Source organism: Carboxylicivirga linearis, from assembly GCF_018271995.1.
Taxonomy (GTDB): domain Bacteria; phylum Bacteroidota; class Bacteroidia; order Bacteroidales; family Marinilabiliaceae; genus Carboxylicivirga; species Carboxylicivirga linearis.
In genome coordinates this window covers 42,860-64,171 of record NZ_JAGUCO010000022.1, presented here as the reverse complement: position 1 = coordinate 64,171, position 21,312 = coordinate 42,860, and the positions used below count along the sequence as shown (strand labels likewise).

Below are 21,312 nucleotides of genomic sequence, written 5' to 3'. Positions count from 1 at the left end.
TTGATCAAAGCACTCAATGTTTCCGACATTTAAAAGTGCTTATCACAATTATTAATTGGTGTCATTCTTATTGCTTTATGATCTTATGTTTATGTGTTTGTTCATCAGAAATAACCTCCATCATATATAATCCCTTAGCTAAATCTGATATAATCATGGTATATGTGGCGGATAATCCAACTTGAACATTCTTTTGCTGAATGATTTCACCAGCCGCATTTGTCAGACGAATCATTACATCTCCATCCGCCCAATCTTTCCAGTCTATTCTAATAAAATCTGTAGCTGGATTTGGGTAGATTTCTATCCTATTCAACTCATTATCATCAATAGCTGTACGATGTATAACGTTGATAATGAATGAACCTTTGACTGAAGCACCGTACTGATCACGACCTGTAATTTGTACTTCAGAAGATCCAATCATCTGAGGTGTTAAAATGGCTCTGCCATTATTATACATCATAGCTAAAACATCTTCATCTATGACTTGAATTGTATATGTCATTTCATCATTATCCACATCATTGATTAAATCTGAGAAGATAAGTTCAAAGTCACCATGCTCCCATACAACAGTTGTATCTACCGCTGATTCTGTTAATTCAGGAGATCTATTAACATTTATTACCTGTATCTCAAATGATGTATTACGCTCAACATCATGCTCATCTTTTGTGATAATTTGAATAGTATGAATACCTTGAGCGTAATAATCAGGAGCCAGATTAAGAATTATTTCTGAATTATTATCCGTATAGGTAATCCAATCAGCATCCGTAATAACCTCATTCGTAAACGAATCTCCTTCATTATCAACCACTGAAAAAGTAAGTGTAGTTGTCTGATTCTCTTCTACTTTTTGGTCACCCTCTGATAATACAACATAAGGTGCTTCGTTCATTAGTAGATTTACATCTACAACTTTCTCATTATCGATTGGATCGTTGCTGATAATAACTAACTGCGCATTATTTTTAATTTCCTGAGCAAACGCAGCATTAAAGTTCAATTTAACTTCCGACTCCTGTCCGACAACTGTTGTTCCGGTTACATCACCTTCAATAGTTAACCAGGTTCTTTGTTCATAATTCAACTCATGAGCCTTCACCATGAAAGCCATATTTTCAAAACCTCCCTGAGTAACCATATCAAACCAGTCTCCCTGATAATTAAAGAAGAAACGATCTGCTACAATATTTTCCATTTCAGTAAACACCACGCCTTGAGGTTTAGTAACGCCCAAGGGATAAGTAATTACCACATAAAAATCTTCATTTGGATAAATAAATACCGGTTCATTCAAGTTAATGCTAACATATTCTCCAACATCAGCATCTGGAGCATCGTATGCAAGACTTAAGCTTCCTTTTCCTATAACAGAGGCATTGTAAATATTGTCGCCTCCAGCTTTTATTTCCACTGTGATAACACCACTTAATACAGACTCATGCACATAATAGGTTTCAATATCAGACAAATAGAACCCATCATCAGGAGCCTTGAATTTGGTTGCCGACATAAATGATAGGCCTGCTCCAAAACCAATATTGTTATTCTTAGTTAATTCATCTGTATAGGTAATTGAGCGATTATAGGTATTCTCATTAGTTGATTTTAACTGGGCTGTCTCTGTTGTTGTTCCTGAATATAATTGAGGCAACTGACCTGATGATTTCAAACTTGGTGATGCAGTTGATTCAGCATCTTGTTTTCCTCTATTAAAAATCAAGTCAATATTCCACTCCAAATCACCTGAGCCATTAATATTACCAATAACCAAATTACGATTTCCGGTATAACTATCATCCACCGCATATTCTGTAATATTATCTTCACTAATCGTAATAGCAGGAGGCATCTTACTTTCAACCAATAATTGAGAACTGAATACTTCAGCTAAGTTGGTATCGAACAACTTGAATGTTGAAACGGATTGAGCCGGGCTTGAAGGAGTATACCTCATAACCATTTTCCAGTTATCACCTGGAGCCAGCTTAGTTCCATCACCAACCTCAAATTTAACAGGTCCCAGTTTACTCCATATCTCAACATAGGCTATTTGTCCGACAAATTCATTAATAGGTATTTCACCTGCCGGAGCCAGAACATTTCCTCTGCTATTCAACACTTCAGGATAAACATAGAACAACTCAATTTCAGGGTTCGCTGTTAACTCCTCATGATCGACAGTAACCGTTTTAGTTCCAGTATTTTCTATTGTTAAATCAAAATCATATGACTTACCTTCAACATACCAAACATATTCAGGATTATTGCCTTTCACCTCTAAATTGGGGGTTCCAATAACAGTTAACTCAACTGGTAACTCTTGATCTATTTCACCAACGGAATTATTTTTAATAATTATATTAGAAGAATAAGTACCATCATTAACAACCGTTGCATCCAAAATCATATCGACAGTTGCAGAGCTGTTAGGTGCAACCTGCTGCTTCACTACAGGGAATACAGAATACGACATCAGCTCACTATCATTAGGCATAGATGGCATATAATCACGCCAGATAAGCAGGCCTTCTTCTTCATTTGGTTTTTCCACTCCAACAACAGCAGCAATATTTGGATATTCCAGATCTTTATAGTTAAACTCTATTTTACCATTTGAGTAAATAATAGCCTGAAAACTATACTCAATACGACCACCTGCCAATGGAAAGAAATCTTCCCACGAAACTATGACCCGATCCTCTTCCTCCTGGTAATATACACCTTGTTTTTGTCGCTGAGAATAATAATATGGTAAATGGAATGCCGCCATTGGAGCAATAGCTCCTTTCATATTATCCACTTCAGGTATATTAGTCGGACGGTCTACTAATGCTTCAATTTCAGGCTCAATAAATGACATCCACCCCATAACCGAGATGTATAAAGTGTCATATTTTTGCCCATAATAAGGATAATCGTTTTTAAGTGGTAGCTTAAAATAAGGAATTCTATCATCAAGAAATTTAGATTCCAGATTAGTATGAGCAGCTGACTCAGTAATATCTACATAACCAATACCATCTCCCTTCTCATGAACGTAATCAAAATCCTTAATTTCACTTCCTTGTGGTTGGTTAGTATCTTTTAAATAAAACCAAGTCCCCGGAACAATAGCATATTCCAATTCTCCATCACCATCATTTGAGATTGTAAATTGTCTCTCAATAGTTTCGCCAGCAACTAATGTTTGGGTAATACCTTCTACAGGAGACACATTTATTATTGGATTTTCAATAATAGTTCCTTGCAATGCAATTTCATTGGTATTGCTATTTTCATCTGTTACGATTAGCACATCGTTCACAGTTCCTGCAGCAGGATCGGCCTGAATACCAGTATTTATCTTAACAGGCAAATGAACTGACTGTCGGGCCTTAACAACAATTGGTAAATCATCAATCTTTTCAGTAGTAAATAAACCTCCTGTTTGAAAAGCTAAATCAGTAATAGAAATTGGTGCAGTACCTGAATTTGTCAATGATGTAACATATATAACGCTATCCGTTTTAAACACATCTCCAAAATCAATACTTTCATCTTCTGCAGTCAATTGAGCTGAACCTCCTGCCACAAAATTTGCACTAACCGTATATTTAGTTACAGGTAAATCAGGATCGTTACTTACAATTGCTAAACGTTCATAAATACTATCCTGCAGTACACCTTCCGTGTTAAATGATACTTCTAAACTTGCAGATTCGCCAGGTTGAACTGTCCCTGATGGATTTGTGACATTTGTAATCAAATTCTCCCCCGGATGATAAAAATGGAAGAACTCTTTATATTGGTTATAATTTTCAATTCCATTGGCCATAGGTACCGGATACTGACTATTATGTATCAAAGCAATATCCTTGTTATCTCTGTCGATAATAGAGATTAGATAAGAAGGGTTATAAACCGATTTATAAAACAGAATATCGACATCACCATTAGCATGCAAAACAATTTGCATGTTAACACCTACTGTACTACCATAAAGAATGTTCTTATACTGAACTCTAAACATACCATCTTCCTGACGGTAAGATATTTCGGTATTATCTCTCATTTTCGGTGCCATCATGGTGGCCGTTATCATGTCAAAATCCCGTAAGTAAATGGGAGTAATCTCTGAACCTGTTACCCAATCCAAATTCTTATCACCTTCTTCTCCAAAGATTAAAGCACCTTGTTCGTTAATCCATACTTTGTTATAAAAACGATCTCTGAAAGGGAAAGAAAAACCTATCTCTCTTTCTACTGCATATTTGGGCCCACGTAACTCTTCCATTAAAGAAGTTCCAGAACTAATAATATCCTCCCAGTTATGAGCCACAGGATCAGCATTGTCATCTGCTAACACATAATCATAGGTGTATCCAAAGTTGTTTGCAGGCTTAATCAACCCTTCTACCTCATAATCAGGTGAAAACTTGGGTACTTTATAGTGCAATGGATAATGTCCATTATTAGTGATTGTAAAAGTACGATTGGCAATAGCATCTCCAACAGTCAATCCACCTGGTATAACCACCTCGCTCGTATCACTTTCTGTATCAGCAACCAAAATATCGGCAGGTGAGACAGATACACCATGAACAGTAAATTGATGGGTATAACCTTGTTCGTTGGTAATGCTAATTATTGAATTGAAAATGCCCTCATTATCAGGAGCAAATGTCACTCTCACCCATCCTTCATCGAGGGCTGGAATGGTCTCACCACTCACTACCCCTTCCGGAATAAAAATATCTGAGTTGCTTGATGTATAACCATCTTCCAGTAACTGATAACCTCTAAGTCCCTTATTAACAATTTGTATATCTAATGTTTTAGAATCTCCAACAAAAACATTCCCAAAATCAACTGTTTTAGAAGAAGACAATATAGGTTGATGCCCGGTTACATTAAATTTAATTTTACCTCGTGCCACCTTATTAGCCGGATCATTCGAGATCACCACCAGGTTGTCTTCATAATAACCATCAATCAAGTTATCAGCATTTATTTCAAGAGCTATATCCTGCGAACTACCACTGGTTAAAACACCATCCTGTGGAGAAAGAGTAATGTATTCACCCAGGTCATTCATGCTGCTTCGCATCACCCAGGACCATACATAAATATCTTTGTTAATTTCTGCAGCCAACGGTGACCAGGAACTACCTCCATTGAAACTGATAAAACAACGCTCTGAATATTCATCCGAATCCTCTTCCGCAATACCTAACGGATATAAATTACCGGAAGGAATATGCACTACTACCCAAAACACATCACCTTTTTCGAAATTAATCTGTTCCTCCAACTCAATATAATGAGAAGTCCAAAAGGCTGTTTTTGTCAAATAATTCTGAGCCGATAACAGAGTAGCATCTTTTAATACAGAACCTTTCCAAATTTCGATAACAATAGGTCCGGTTTGCGGATCAACCTGAAGGTTAAGCCACATATTTGTTAAATTAAATCCTTCGTCATTATCAACCTTATACCATGTAGCAGCAGAATTGGTAATAGTTGTATCATTCTCTCCAATTCGTTTAGTAGCATTGGTAGAGTATTCTACATATCTTAATCGCTCATCAATACTCTCATAAGATGGAGCAGCCACCAAACCATCAACAATGATATCATCAGCACCAACCCCAGTTAATACAGGAGCATTATCAAACGCTGGATAGGTAACCTGCTTAGTAGTAAAAGGAGTTAATGACAATGTATCCAATCCTAGATGAGCCTGCCAGTTCAATACCCCTTCACCTGTATTTTCGAAAGTAAATATCTGATTAGAAATAGGATTTGACTGTACATCAATATCAAATTCCAATGGGTTACCCATTGTTATTTCAGGTCCGTTATTAGTAGCAACTGAGATAACGTTTGATAGAGATGAGCCGTTGCCCCAACGATCAAATGCTTTAATGGCAAAATAATAAGTTGTTTGAGCATCTAAACCTTCGATGGTATGAGTTACCTGATCACCAACATTTGCATAAAATTCATTAACTACCTTCGATCCTGCAGCTTGTATATTTGCTTCAGTAAAAGGTTCTTTACTCCAATACAGGTTATAACTTACTGCCTTTTCATCATCTGCATCGACTGGTACCGACCAGAAAAAAGTTGCAAAATCCTGCGCCGTCTCTACACTTAAATCTGTTACAGCATTGGGTACAATAGATGGATCTCCTGATTGTAGGGCCAAATAGGCATCAATATATCCATTACCCATCTTCCCCGTGGTAAGATCTGTTAGATATGGATTTATATCATGAACCGAAGTTAGCAAATGTTGTTTTAACTGATCAGCAGTAAATTCATCAGCTTTAAATTTTGACACTACCAAAGCTGCAATTCCTGAAACATGAGGACATGCCATTGAAGTACCTTGCAGGTATCCATAAGCACTACTATAGGTGCTCAATACCTGAGCTTCTTTTGCTAAACTTGCATTCCCTCCAGGTGCGGTTACATCTACCCAATCAGCAAAAACAGAATATGGAGCTTTTTTAAAATCAGGCCCCATAGCTGCAACCGCAATACATGGTTCATAAGCAGCAGGGTAAATATCTAATTCATAGCCAAGGTTACCGGCAGCAAAAATGGATACACCGCCTTTCATCGGACTTCCTGCATACGAACCTGCATTAGCATTGAAATAATCAATAGCATCAAGCACAGCTTGATCATAGGCTCCATCGGTACTCCATCCCCAGGAGTTTTGGCCTATAACAGCACCCATATCGGCAGCATAAACAATGGCTTCAGCATAACCGCCAGCTCCACCTTCTTCTGTAAATATCTGACAGGACATTAACCGAACACCTAGATTGGATCCATTACCACCAGCAATACCAGCAACACCTTCTTGATTATTATTGACCGCTCCAACTGTACCGGCCACATGCGTACCATGATAATGCGTTGTTATGTTACCCTGTCCTAAGACAAAGTTATATCCGTATATATCATCAACAAACCCGTTACCATCATCATCAATGCCCTCAATACCATTAAGCTCGGCATCATTGGTCCACAAAGCATCTATTAAGTCAGGATGTTCTACATTTATTCCACCATCAATAATAGCCACAATTACATCGGATGAACCGGTTTCGATTTCCCATGCCTTAGCTAAATTTATATCAGCTCCGGCTTCTGCCCACGACTGGGATCCATCGTTATTATAGTGCCACTGATCACCCAAAAGGGGATCATTAAATGTTGATTCAGTGCTTGATACAGATGAATTAACAATTGCTTCTGAGCCTATTAGCGTAACCTGCGGTATAACAGTTGCTACTTTTACTTCATCAAGCTGCGCGTATTGCTTAGCTACCTCTTTGGGGTCAAGTGTTGGATCAAATTCAATTTCATACCATAAATGAAGTCCACTTGCCTGATGACGTTCTTCAAACTTAGGTGAAAAACGAAAAACACGTTTCATTTCTTTCGCTGAAACCTGATTAGAGACAGCATCAAACGGTACAATACCCGTTTCTACCCCTTTCCGGGTTGATTTTATACTCTTTAAACTAGCTTGAAGAGTAGCATTCATTTTAACACGAATAGCACCCTTTTTTTTACCGTCAATGTAATTCTGAGCAAGGATTTCCCCTGACACACCAACAATTATAAATAATGCTATGAGAAACTTATGTATATATTTATTCATTATGTACTAAATTGATTTTCCATTTATTTACAGCAACAAATAGACAGAACTGCTTATAGAAAAGGTGTTTTCTTCCCTACAATCCCGGTATTGATTTTAAAAGATTATAAATGATCGCAAACAATTATAATCCTAATTAGAACTACTGGATTACAATATCTTGCGTATAAAAATTGTAGTTATCAGAGGTATCCAATACTTTAAATGTTATTTGATACTCACCATATTTAATATCTACAGGTATAATTGTAAAGATCTGTTGACCTGTAATAGTCATTTCAGTTCCGCTTAATGGAATTTTATATGTTTCCGGCTCCCAATCCAGATCAAAACCTCTGGATGATTTAAGTGAAGAAATGGTTACCTGACATTCTTTTAATTCTTTGTTATCACTAAATGATCCATTTATTACAATGGATGACATTGGCGAAAAAAAATGGTTATCTCTGTCTAGAGTTATAACTGCTGTGGGTTTTGTCAAATCAGCTGATTCTTCCTCTTTTCCACAAGCAGATAGTAGGCTTGTAATAAGCAACGAAATACTCAAAATTTTTACTATGTTCTTCATGATGCTATAATGTTAGAGCCCATGCAAAGCCTTAACGGCTTTGCACAGACTATTCTTTTATTACTTATTGTTTGATTATTTTTTTAGAATAATTTTCTGCTCCGGATACTATCTCAATGATGTAAATACCATTTGGTAAATCAGCTACATTAAATGTATAGTTACCAGCACCCATCACATCAATATTAACCGACTGAACAATTGATCCATCAATACTTAATAGGTTTATTCTTGTATCTCCGGATAGATTCTTATTCCATTCAATATTTATTAATTCACTTGCAGGATTTGGGTAAATATCCAAACCACCAGATTGTAAATCATCTATACCTGTTCTATTTTTAACGGTTATGGTATATGTACCTGATAGCTTTGCCCCATGTTCATCCACAGCAGAAATGGTTACGTTTACAACTCCAATAGTTAATGGAGTTAATATTACCCCTTCATCACCAATGAATAAATCTAAAACATCTTCATTATCCACAGCAATGTTATATTGAACAACATCTGGGTCAGGATCCATAATCCATTCTTCAAAAAGAACCTCCTGCGCTCCATACTCAATAACCATTATTGTATCTTTAAGCACCCCGTTGGTAAATATCGGTTCACGGTTTACATTAACCACTTCCACTGTTGTAACATAACTTGATTCTTCGCCATGTTCATCAACTCCAACTAATTGTAAATCATGGAAACCTTGTGCATAATAATCCGGAGTGAGGGTTATTTCCAATACTCCATCTTCATTTTTCGTTATTTGAGCCCATTCCAATTCATTAGCTAACTCAACGGTGTATGGGTCCCCTTCCATGTCTTTTATCTCGTAGCGAAGAACTGAAGTATCATTTTCCTCAACTACTGTCAGACCTTGGGCAAGCTCTATCTGTGGCCCTTTATTCATTAACAGATAAAGGTTAACAGACAGTTGCTTATTAAGAGGGTCATTTGTATGCAAAGTTAATTCAGCTGAATTATCATACTCCTGAACATTTGCAGCATTGAAATCAAGCGAGATATCAAATGATTCACCTTTTGTAATACTACCTGATAGATTGTTAATTGAAACCCAGGTTTTTTCTTCAAATACTTCTTCATGTGCTTTTACCATAAAGGCATTATCGTAGAATTGAGGATCGGCATACAAATCAAACCATTCTCCATCATACTGATAATAATAACGATCAGGCTCAGCTTCTGCATAATCATTTACAATACCCTGTGCATTGCTGACTCCTAAAGGATAATGTATCACAACATAAAAATCTTCAGAAGGATAAAGATAAGTTGGGTTATCTAGTGGTATGGTAAAGAATTTACCAATATCGCCAGACTCATCTTCTTTATAAGCTAAAGAACCTTTGGCTACTACGCTGGCCTTATCTATTGATCCACCTGCCAGTATCTCAACATACAAAGTACCTTCTAATTGATTTTCGAATCTGTACCATGTTTCAATATGTGACAGCGTAAATCCAGTCTCAGGAACAGTAAATTTAGTAGCTGATGTAAAAGCCTTATCAAAACCAAATCCTAACCAGTTATCTACTAATGTTCTGGAGTTATGTTCTAACGTTCGGTTATAGCTCTCTGTTGACTTTAAACTTGCGTTTGTATTATCCTTTGTTCCGCTATTAGGCTCCGAAAGAAGTACATTCATACTGGTTGTTGAAACAGACTCATAAACGGTCTCAGGCACTTTTCTTCCTCTGATAAACTTCAATTCTGCAGTCCACTCCAGCTCACTGGCACCTTCAATGTTACCAACTTTTAAGGTTCGCGTTTCTGTATGATTTGCATTATCAGCCAACACAATAACATCGCTACCAACAGTAGCCACTGGAGGTAATGCACTACTAAGATTAGCAGTCCATGTTAGAACCGGTTGATCATTTATATCATTTATTACTGTGGTAGCAGTAGATGAGCCTGGTTGTGCAGGAGAATAAGTTACATAACAAATCCACTCAACGCCGGGTTCCATTTTCTTTCCATCAGCAATCACAATAGGATCACCAAAGAATGGTGTAGTCAATATCTGATCACCAACAAATTGATCTAAACGCACATAACCTTCCTTATAGATATTAGGTCCGGAGCCACCGGCAGGATAATAAAACTCAACTTTTAAGTCACTGCTAGCTGTTGTGATCGCACCAGACAATTCAATAGCTTTGGTTCCTGTATTTTTTATTTTAAATTTTTGAACATATACCGAATCAGCAACATACCACACCTGGTCATTTATATTTTCAGCTACCAATTCAGGTTTCCCCAATACAGTCAAATCTATAGGAAGTTGAACCAATGGTTGATCTACAGAATTGTTTTTAATCTTAACATCGTAGTGATAGCTTCCATCATACAAACTATTTGCATCGAGTCGTAGCTTAACAACTTCTGATGATTGTGCAGAAATAGATTCTGTCTTTACAGGAAACAAGGTATACGAAAACGGATCGTAAGTACCCATAAATAAATCATGATGTATAATAACACCTTGCTTATCATCAGGACTTTCTACGCCAATGATTCCGTAAGCTTTAATAGTATTGAAGTTGCGATAGTTAAAGTCAATACGGCCATTATAATATAATACCACCTGAAAATCATATGGTCTACTCATACTGGTCATATCAACATACTTATTATATGTAATCACAAATTTATCATCAAAGGCATGATAGTAAATACCTGCATCTTTGGCTGTTGTCAGTGATGCATTGGAATGTAAACCTGCCATTGGTGCAATTACTCCATGAAACATATCCTCATTAGGAAAATCGTGAGGAAAATCAAAAATACTTGACATCTCAACAGGCTCTTCCACACATAACCATCCTGTTGCTGCAACATAAATTTTATCAATCTCTTTACCATAAAATTTAAAGGCTTTTGGCAACTCAAGTGTCTTATATACCCCTGACGCTGTTCTTGACCAAAAGAAGTCTCGTAAATTAGAGTCTGCTGCAATATCTAATATATCGATCCATCCGGCACCATTCCCCTTTGAATAAGTATACTCGTAGTCAGAAATTTCTCCACCACTCACATTCTCACTTAATGGGTAACACCATTCATTTGGTATAACTGCCATTTCCAAATCACCTAAACCACTATTAGTTATGGTGACATCTACATCAGTATAGGTACGAGCATCGATAGATTTGTTATAGCCTTCTACTGGACTAACCTCAATAATTGGATTCTCCTCAACATTGGCGCTCAGTGCAGCAACCAATACCTTACCACTGGCAAGTGTTATTGTAGCTTTACCTTCAGGGGTTGCAACTGCATCGGTATTCAATATAATGGGCAAATACGATGATTGTCTGGCTCCAACTGTATAAGGTAATTCAGCCGTCGTCGAAAAAATAGGATTAGAAAACTCAATACTGGTTATTTGATCCTGAGCTGTTCCTTTATTAATAATTTGTAATGGTAACTCCTGTACCGAAGTCTTATACACATTACCAAAGTCAATGGTATCTTTCGCCATTGATAACTCAGCTGATCCTCCTGAAGTAAAATTAGCTGTAACCTCAAATACCGACATTGGCATATCAATATCATTACTAATAATAGGAACACGCTGAAATACATCACCCTGCAAAGCACTTTCTGTATTAAATGCCAAGGTTACTGTTTGCGTTTCGTTTGGCAACAATGTACCAAATGCATTTTCTGCTGCAACAACCATATTCTCCCCCGGATGGCTAAAATGGAAGTAATGACCGTAATCTGTTGTTTCAGCAAACCTTAACTGATAATCACTGTTTGATGCATAAGCATGATCACCTTTCACTTTATCTGTTATACCTACAAAAAAATCAGGCAATTCGTTTTGATTTTTCTCAACCTGATAAAACAAAACATCAAAATCACCGCTGGCTTTTAGTACAATTTGCAGGTCTACAAATCGATTGCCAATAGTTAGATATTTATATTCTACTCTAAACTCGCCATCTGATTTCTGGTAATAGATCGCAGTTTGAGCACTCTCAAATTTTGTATCCATCATGGCTGCTGAAATCATATCAAATGGACGAATTCTATCCAGACTGGTTTGAAAGCTATTATTGATTCTTAAATTTCCATCTTCTTCAAAAATCAACACTCCTTGTTCGTTCACCCAAACTTTATCGTAAAAACGATCATAAAACGGGAATGTAAAACCTAAGTCTACCTGTACTGCAAAATCGCTCCCCTTCAATTGGTCATTAATATTTGTGACTCCAGTAGATTCTGACATATCAACCCATCCATGAGAGGCCGGAATTTCACCCGTATAATCGGGTCCCTGTTCAACAGCATAATTATAGGTATATCCAAAATTATTAACTGGTCGATCCAGATCCTCAATAACATAATCACCAGAGAAAGCAGGTATACTATAATTCAGTGGATAGTTACCAATATTAGTAATATCGAATGAAATAGAATCAACAGGTTCACCAATTGTCAGTCCGGATCCCAAATGAGATGTAGTAGGAGTTAAACTAATTTTAGCAGGGTCTCCGGCAACACCGGTAACTTTAAAACTATGGCTATAAGCACCATTGTTCATCTGGATCAGTGCACTATGAGATCCGGCAGATGTGGGTTTATAAATAATTTGTATTGTAGCTATATCCCTTGCCGGTATATAATCAGCACTTACTTTATTAACAATAAAATTAGGATCTGAGGATGAAACTTCCCATTTGCTTAAGTAATAACCTGCATAGCCTTCATTGGCAACTTCAATTTCGTAGGTTTTTGATTTACCAACAAAAACATTTCCATAGTCAACAATTGACTGAGACTTTAATACAGGGTGATGACCATCAACATTTAACTGAAGAGATTTCTTAACTATCTTATTTTCTGGATCATTAGAAGCAAATACTAAATTTTCACTGTAAGTACCATCAATAAGTTTCTCGGCATTTACATCCAATTGTAAATCCTGTGTGCTATTGCCTGATAATTCCCCTTCAGAAGGTGTAAGTGTTATGTAATCACCCAGATGTGCATTTAAACTTCGCAAAGTAAGCTTCCAAATCCAGTCATTTGTATCACCATAAACATCATTAACAAACATCCAGTTTTGACCTCCGTTTGTACTGAACAAACAATTATCTGACTGAAATTCTTCACTTTCTTTGGTTAAACCTAATGGATAAAGGTTACCTGCTGGTGTATGGAATACAACCCAATAATAATTTCCAGCTTCTAAGTATAGCTGTTCTTCCATATTTACATAGTAGGCACTTTGGTAATCACCTACCGATTCAATCTTCTGAGAGGTAATCAACTGTGCATCTGTTATCTGAGAACCTTTATAAAACTCTACTGTGGCAGGACCAAATTCAGGATTTAGATGAAGGTCTACCCAAAAATTAGTAACATTAAAAGCATTATTAACATAAAAGCGAGTTGCTGAAGAGTTTGTAAGAGACACATCATCTTCGCCTATGTATACATATGAAGCCTGTGAGTTATAGGTTAGACGATCATCCATAGACATAGAAACAGGAGCTTCTATATTAGGATAGGAAATAAGCGACTGCCCTTTAATACCATTACCAGTATAAGTATCAGCATTTACTGGTTGAAATACTTCTTCGCTATAATTCTCTAAATCTGTACCTGTTAAACCAATATATGAACTCCATTTTAATAATCCTTCGTCATTATTATTCAACTGAACAATACTGGTATTAGTAAACTGAGTTGACTCATCAATAGCTATTTCACTATTATCAAGTAATACATTTATAGCTGGTCCATTATTGGTGGCTGCCTTCACTACATCCGATAAATCAGATTCATTACCCCATCTATCAAATGCCTTAACGGCAAAATAATATTCAGTTTTAGAATCCAGATTCTCTAATGTATATTCTACTTTATCGCCTACATTACTGAAGTAACGATTAATTATAGTAGATGCTGCTGATGATAATGTGCCAGCGTCAAAAGGATTTTTACTCCAATATAATGTATAACTACTACCAATTTTATCGTCTTCATCCGGAACTATACTCCATTCTATCTTGGCTTCATCCTGAGAAGTTTGAACTAAGAGATCATTAACAGCTGATGGAGTTTTTGTTACAGAACCAGACTGTAAGGCTAAGGCTGCATCGATAAATCCACTCCCCATCTTACCTGACACATCGGCTGTAAGAAATGGTTCAATATCATGGACTGAAGTAATTAGATGTCTTTTAAGTAGATCAACAGTAAAAGTACTACTTCCATATTCAGCCACTACCAAAGCTGCAATACCTGACACATGAGGACATGCCATAGAAGTACCATTTAGGTTGGAATATTGACCACCAGGATACGTACTTAATACACCTCCTTCGGTTGCATCTCCTGTATATCCTCCTGGAGCAGTAACATCTACCCAATCACCATAAGTTGAATATGATGCTTTCTTATTAGAATAATCTATTGCCGCCACAGCAATAACAGACTCATAAGCTGCAGGATAAAGCTTTTCATCCACTCCTTCATTACCAGCTGCAAAAACTGCTAATCCTCCTTTCATTGGACTTCCAGCATACGATCCGGCTTCTTTTACAAAGTAATCAATTGCATCAAGTACCACTTGTTCATAAAAGTCAGACTTCGTCCACCCCCACGAACACTGTGCAATTACTGCACCGTTATCAGCTGCATAAATCAGAGCTTCGGCCATTCCTCCTGTTGTTCCCGACTCTGTCATAATCTGACACGACATTAATCTTGTTCCTGGATTGATTCCATCTCCCCCGGCAACACCTGAAACACCAATACCATTATTATTAATAGCACCTACCGTACCTGCTACATGAGTACCATGAAAATGGGCATCAACTGAAGATCGATCCAGTGCAAAATTATAACCATAGATATCATCTACGTATCCATTACCGTCATCATCAACGCCATTTTCTCCATCCAATTCAGTTTCATTTACCCAAACTGCATCTGTTAAATCAGGATGAGTCAAATCGATACCTCCATCAATAATAGCCACTACTACATCTGGCGAACCGGTTTGAGTCTTCCACGCCTCAAACAAATTAATATCTGCTCCAGAAACAGCAGTTTCTAAGATCGATCCATCATTATTATAGTGCCATTGTTTATTTAATCTTGGATCATCAAAGGGCATTTCAGAAACTTGTGAAGCACTGTATATATTTACTGGTTTGGCTTCCCCAAAAGAAACAGGCCGAACAATCTCTGCATTGGATATTTCAGACAATTTACCATATTCTTTGGCTACGTCATTTGGATCCAGGTTTTCAGAATATTCAACTTCATACCATAAATCCAGGCCATATTGCTTGTGCTTTTCTTCATACTTCTCAGAATATGGGAATACTCTTTTTAGATTAAAAGCTTTTACTTTAGATGATATTTTATCAAAAGCTACAACCCCTGTTTCAATTCCATTTTTAGTTGACTTAAGCTTTGCAAAAGAGGTCAACTTTGTAGGATTTAATTTTACTCTTACGATTCCTTTTTCTAAATCCTGTGCCCATGCCACTTGACTAATAATCAAGCCTAACAGAAGTAACAGGTAAAATCTTAGTAGTAATTTACATTTCATTCGAACAGATTTAAATATTGTATAGTTCTATTTTTTCTTTATTGATTTCTGATCCTTCTCATTCATAGAATCTAAAATCTTTTTAAGGGCTTCAGATCTATCTTTATTAAGCTCCATGAGTTGCTTAATTTTTTGATCTGAGATGTTTTGGTCCTTTTTACTCATCTTCCAAACAGTTTTGATCCAACCAATAATTGTGTTTTTCGAAGCTCGACAATTCAGAAAGACAAGTTTAACCGAGGTTGATTATTATTAAAAGAAGAAGAACATACCGAAAATACTACACAGCTATAATGTGCCATAGAATAACTACTACTAAGGGGGTATATGCCTTAATACGACCACTACACATAAACCTCATTACACTATGGATCAATTATTTAAATCCTTACAATATAGAAATCACATAATCAGACAATATTTCAGGTAAGAGATATTAGAAGGCAAAAAGAAACCCTCACGAATACTCATGAGGGCATAAAAAATTGGATGATTTTTATACAATTGTAATACTAATATCAAAGTTCATTTAAGAAAGTTACCAGATTAGTATCTGTATTGGTCAAGCCTAATTTCTTTCTAATTTTTGACCTTTTAACTTCCACACTTTTGATACTTTGGTGTATTAATGCTGAAATTTCTTTGCTATTCATATTCAGTTTCAGAAAAGCACATATTTTAAGTTCTGATGGTGTTAAATCTGGGGCATGTTGTTGTAAACTTTTATAAAATCCTGTATGAACCTGTTGAAATCGTAGTTCAAACTCTTCCCATACCTCAGAATCTGCTCCTGCTTGTAAATCAAAAATAATCCGCTGAATCGCATCTTTTTCTTCCACTTTCAGCTTGGATTTAATTTTAAGCAAGCGATTGGAAACATTTGTAATTAACTCATTTTTCTTTAATAAGTACATTACATTGGTTGTCAACTCCTTATTCTTAATTTCCAAATCCTTTTTAAGATTTTCGTTTTCAACAAATTCCCTGCGAGCTTTACTTCTCCACAAATAAAACAGCAAAATAAAAATAACCAGTAATAATAACAGTAAGGCTATAGTTGAATATACCTTAATTTGAAATTGAAAATGCTCTTGCTTGCGTACTTCTTCCAATTTATTGTATTCATATTCCATTTGTAGTCGGGTAGTTTTTTCTATTACCGACTCATTTTGAATACTGTCTTTAATCAGATAGTAATCTTTAAGTGCGTGATTTGCTAAAGCAAAATCATTAAGTAGTTCATAAATCTTAGCTTTCTGCTCATAAGAGTCTTTTAATATTTCTAAAGCACTTAATTCCTGACCAATCTCAATGGCATCATCATTTATAATAGCAGCGCTATCCAATTGATTAATTGCAATATAGTAATCAACCAGATTTACATTAGATCTGGCTATTCCAATCAGATCATTTATTTCACGTCGATACTTAATGCCTTCAAGTATAAACTTTCGGGCATTTTTATAATCTTTTAACTTTAAATAAATCTCACCTAAGTTATTGGTTGCCTTAGCTAATTGAACAACGTCTTTATTTAATAATGAAGCATCCAAAGCCTTATTCATGTATTCGATAGCAGCTTGATAGTTTTCATTCTGCATGTATACACTTCCAATGTTAATATAAAAGATCTGTATCTGTTCCATATAAACAGAATCGCCCTGTGCCATCAAACGATTATTTAGATCCAAAGCTTCATTAAACTCTTTCAGAGCACCCTCCATATCTTCAAGCATGAAACGAACAGCTCCAACATTTAATACAACACCCACTAACCGTTTAAAATCATCATTTTCTTCAATTAAAGTCTTTGCTTCTAGAAATAATTCGGTTGCCTTATCATAGGAGCCTAAAACCATAAACGAAACGCCCAAGTTACTATATGCATGAGCTTTAATTAGATAATTATCTGTTTTCAGTGCTTCATCGAGTGCTTGTGTTGCATAATGCAACGATTTTTTAATATCTGACAGCTCATATAACCTCGACATTTCAATTAAAGCATTAACCTTTACCTGTGCATCACGGCTTGAGTTATAGACAGATTGCAGACTATCCTCTTTAAAATACTCTTGCGATAAAACAGCAGTAGAGTTTGTAAAAGAAATGAATACTATGGATAAAAATACAAAGGTTAACTTCACCTTTATTTGTAAGGCAGGCATAATAGGCTTTATCAGATGTCTCGTGTTCAAAATTCAGTTTTTAATTACAAAATTTACAACTAAAAAATTTTAGTTCACTTACTTATCCAAGTTAATTCATTTTACTTGAGTAATAAAACAAAACTTATTCACTAAGTAAGTGCATTTCATTTTTTACTGAAAAGGTTTTCAAAGATAATCAAATAACATGCAGCATTACTAACATTGATTTTAATCATGTATAAATATGCAAATATAATACAGACTTCTTCTGAAACGATTTTTTCTCAAATCATTATTATAACCATATTACAAAGTCCGAGGTTATTGAATTGAATGTTTTGATCCTTTCCACAATTTAATATTAATGAAACATTACTGATCATATATCCTACCCCCTATCTAAGCCTTTATAAAACATCAATCATTACTGTTCCCTTTATCTTCAGTGATAGTTACCAATTGAATTGATTCGGTTTTTGCTATAGAAAGACAACCATTCAACAAATCAGAAACCATCCAAAATAGTATCTTTGGCAATTGTAAAAAACGAAAGAATGAGTAGTGCTGTTTCCCGTATTTTAGCCAAACACAACGATCGTATAATAGCTACACGCAGCATTAAAGCACGTGATGCTGTTTTTGTAGATCCACCTCATCAACTGCATACTGAGTTGCAGAAGTGGATGAAGCAAAATGGGTACAAACAGCTCTACTCTCATCAGGCCGAGATGTTTGAAAAAGCCCATGCGGGCAAAAGCGTCGTAATCACCACCGGTACAGCCAGTGGTAAATCATTGTCGTTTTACCTGCCGGTAATGCAGCGCATTCTAGAGAATCCATCGCGCAGAGCCATATTTATTTATCCAACCAAGGCATTAACGAAAGATCAGTATCGAAACATTAAAGAGTTTGTGGCTTTTTTTGGAGAAAACCGCATTCAGGCAGGTATTTATGATGGTGACACATCGCCCAATGAACGTAGCCGAATACGCGAACAGGCTAATATCATCTTAACGAATCCGGATATGATTAATGCCGGATTTATTCCAAATCATAACAAATACGGATTTCCGCATATTTTTGCCAATCTCGATACTATTATTATTGATGAATTACATGCCTATCGTGGAGCTTTTGGCTCTCATGTTTCCAATGTATTTCGTCGTTTATTGCGTATTTGCGAATATCATGGCAATCGTCCTCGCTTTTTATGCAGTTCGGCTACCATAGCTAATCCAAAAGAACTGGCAGAAAACATTTGCCACACCACTTTTGATATTATAGAAAAGGATGGATCACCCATGCCGGCCAAGCACATCCACTTTTTTCAACCCGAGTATTTAGAGGAAGCTCAACGAAAAAAAGCTGTAAGTGAAGAATTAAAAGTGATTTTACCCGAATTGGTTTTATCAGGTATACGATCTATAACCTTCTGTCAATCGCGCCGCGAAACAGAAGTTGTCACTAAAGAATCTCGCGATATTTTGGCCTCAGACCCCATGGAATATGGAATTAATCTTTCAGATAAAGTATCGGCTTACAGAGGTGGCTATACTCCTTTAGAAAGAGCAAAAATTGAAAAAGATTTGGTGGATGGAGCTCTCTTAAGTGTTGTATCGACCAACGCGCTGGAACTGGGTATTGATATTGGTACGCTGGATGCAGTAGTTATGGGTGGTTTTCCCGGTACCAGAGCTAGCTTTTGGCAACAGCTCGGTCGTGCCGGTCGAAGTGGATCTGAGGCTCATGCCATTGTTATGCTGAAAGAACGACCGCTGGATCAATACGTAGGTAAGCATCCCGACTGGCTTTTACATGCCGATTCGGAAAATGCAATTATCGACCGCAATAATTTATATATACAATTATCTCACATCAGGGCTGCCTCTTCGGAGTTACCATTAACCATTGATGACATAGCCTATTTTCCCGATCTCGGTGAAATCATTCCTTTACTGGTGAAGGAAGGCGAATTAGTGGAACAAAACAGCACTTATCAATGGAGTGGCGATATCTCTCCTGCTCATGAAATCAGCCTCCGAAATGTTTCGGGCGATACCATTAAGATTGTTGATATGGATAAGCAGGAAACGGTAACCGTTGTTGATATTGTTCAGGCTAAAAAAGAATTTTATCCGGGGGCTATTTATCTGCACGACAGTGTTCAGTATAAATCTATCCAGCTCGATCTGGAATCGAAAACTGCATTTATTAAGGAAGTTGATTCCAACTATTACACAGAGCCTCACAAACCCGGTGATATTGTAGTCCTGACAGAGCATGAACACGAAGAACAACATCGTATCAATCGCTTTTTTGGCGATGTACGTGTAACGGTGAATGTTACAGGCTATAAGATGATTGAGTTTAACACGCATCAGAACCTGGGCTTTACCGATCTAACTGAAATACTTCGAACCAGAATGGATACAGAAGCATGCTGGGTTGAAATACCGGATATTGTAGTTCGCACTTTTGTTGCTACCGGCAAGGCTCCGGCCTTAGAACCCGATAAATCGCCCAATAAAGTGCCACGCTACGATTATAGTGAAGGATTGGCTCACTGCCTGAGAGCTGCTGCAGCTATGCGTGTAATGGCTACCGACAGCGATTTGGAAGGCAGTATTTTTTCTTTTAATGATGTGGAAACCAAGCGAAATAAATATGCCGTTGTTTTGTATGACGGTTATCCGGGAGGTTTAGGTTTTTCAGAGAAAACCTTCGATTATATGGATGACATTATAAAAAATGCCGGGAGTTTGCTAAAGGATTGTTCGTGTAAAAATGGTTGCCCGGTATGCGTGGGAGATCACCGCATCGACAAAAACCTAATTTTATGGGCTCTTCGTAACTTTTATAAAGAATTATCATCTCCTCTGTCGGGTGTGATTGGTGAGCGTATTAATCGTCCTCAGCAATCAGCATTACCTAAAATACTCTGGAAAGACATTCAGGAAAAATGGGCTGATGTTTTAGATCGATTTCAAAAGGAAGACCGTTTTGGAGCCAAGTTTTTAAAAGAGGTAATTAAGGTTGATCAAACTGCCGAAATGTTGGTTTTATATTTACCTGCCAGCATCCTTAAAATTGCCAATAACGATACGGTTCTTAAAGGTTTGAAAAACGAATTTGCATTAATAACAGAAACACCGGATGTCTTTACGATCAGTATGCGTGCCGGAACTGAAACAGATATACGAAAAGAAATTAAGATCCGGAGAATGATGGGAAATAAGGATGAGGAATAATAACATTATACAACTAATAGACTCCCGCATAAGCCACGGAAGCCTTTGGCTTCGCCGATTTGCAATTCATTTCTTTCCTTGATGAA

Annotated in this window: 6 protein-coding genes; 1 reads left to right on the top strand and 5 read right to left on the bottom strand. The window is 36.6% G+C overall.

The window, feature by feature from the left end; translation table 11 throughout:
• Positions 1-67: 67 nt before the first annotated feature.
• The 5 genes from KEM10_RS19060 to KEM10_RS19040 all read right to left on the bottom strand — a co-directional run bounded on the left by KEM10_RS19060 (position 68) and on the right by KEM10_RS19040 (position 18,026).
• Entirely contained in the window at positions 68-7,669 is a 7,602-nt protein-coding gene (locus KEM10_RS19060; RefSeq protein WP_212218145.1) for a subtilase family N-terminal domain-containing protein, read from the bottom strand.
• Positions 7,670-7,811: 142 nt separating this feature from the next.
• Positions 7,812-8,237 (bottom strand): DUF4625 domain-containing protein, encoded by a 426-nt coding sequence (locus KEM10_RS19055; RefSeq protein WP_212218142.1) that lies wholly within the window; start codon positions 8,235-8,237, stop codon positions 7,812-7,814.
• Positions 8,238-8,301: 64 nt separating this feature from the next.
• On the bottom strand, positions 8,302-15,831 hold the full coding sequence (locus KEM10_RS19050) for a S8 family serine peptidase (RefSeq protein WP_212218139.1): 7,530 nt from the start codon (positions 15,829-15,831) through the stop codon (positions 8,302-8,304).
• Between the two features lie 27 nt (positions 15,832-15,858).
• Entirely contained in the window at positions 15,859-15,996 is a 138-nt protein-coding gene (locus tag KEM10_RS19045) for a hypothetical protein (protein ID WP_212218137.1), read from the bottom strand.
• A gap of 353 nt (positions 15,997-16,349) precedes the next feature.
• Positions 16,350-18,026, bottom strand: a complete 1,677-nt coding sequence (locus KEM10_RS19040) for a tetratricopeptide repeat protein (RefSeq protein WP_212218134.1) — start codon at positions 18,024-18,026, stop codon at positions 16,350-16,352.
• A 506-nt stretch (positions 18,027-18,532) separates the two neighbouring features.
• On the opposite strand from KEM10_RS19040, the gene KEM10_RS19035 reads away from it, so the two are divergent.
• The gene (locus KEM10_RS19035; RefSeq protein WP_212218131.1) at positions 18,533-21,226 is read left to right on the top strand and encodes a DEAD/DEAH box helicase; all 2,694 of its coding nucleotides are present in this window, start codon (positions 18,533-18,535) and stop codon (positions 21,224-21,226) included.
• Positions 21,227-21,312: the final 86 nt, after the last annotated feature.

Bases quoted from the DNA above. Each gene is read 5' to 3' on its own strand.
- KEM10_RS19060 (WP_212218145.1), bottom strand. From the start codon at position 7,669: ATGAATAAATATATACATAAGTTTCTCATAGCATTATTTATAATTGTT.
- KEM10_RS19050 (WP_212218139.1), bottom strand. From the start codon at position 15,831: ATGAAATGTAAATTACTACTAAGATTTTACCTGTTACTTCTGTTAGGC.
- KEM10_RS19055 (WP_212218142.1), bottom strand. From the start codon at position 8,237: ATGAAGAACATAGTAAAAATTTTGAGTATTTCGTTGCTTATTACAAGC.
- KEM10_RS19035 (WP_212218131.1), top strand. From the start codon at position 18,533: ATGAGTAGTGCTGTTTCCCGTATTTTAGCCAAACACAACGATCGTATA.
- KEM10_RS19045 (WP_212218137.1), bottom strand. From the start codon at position 15,996: ATGAGTAAAAAGGACCAAAACATCTCAGATCAAAAAATTAAGCAACTC.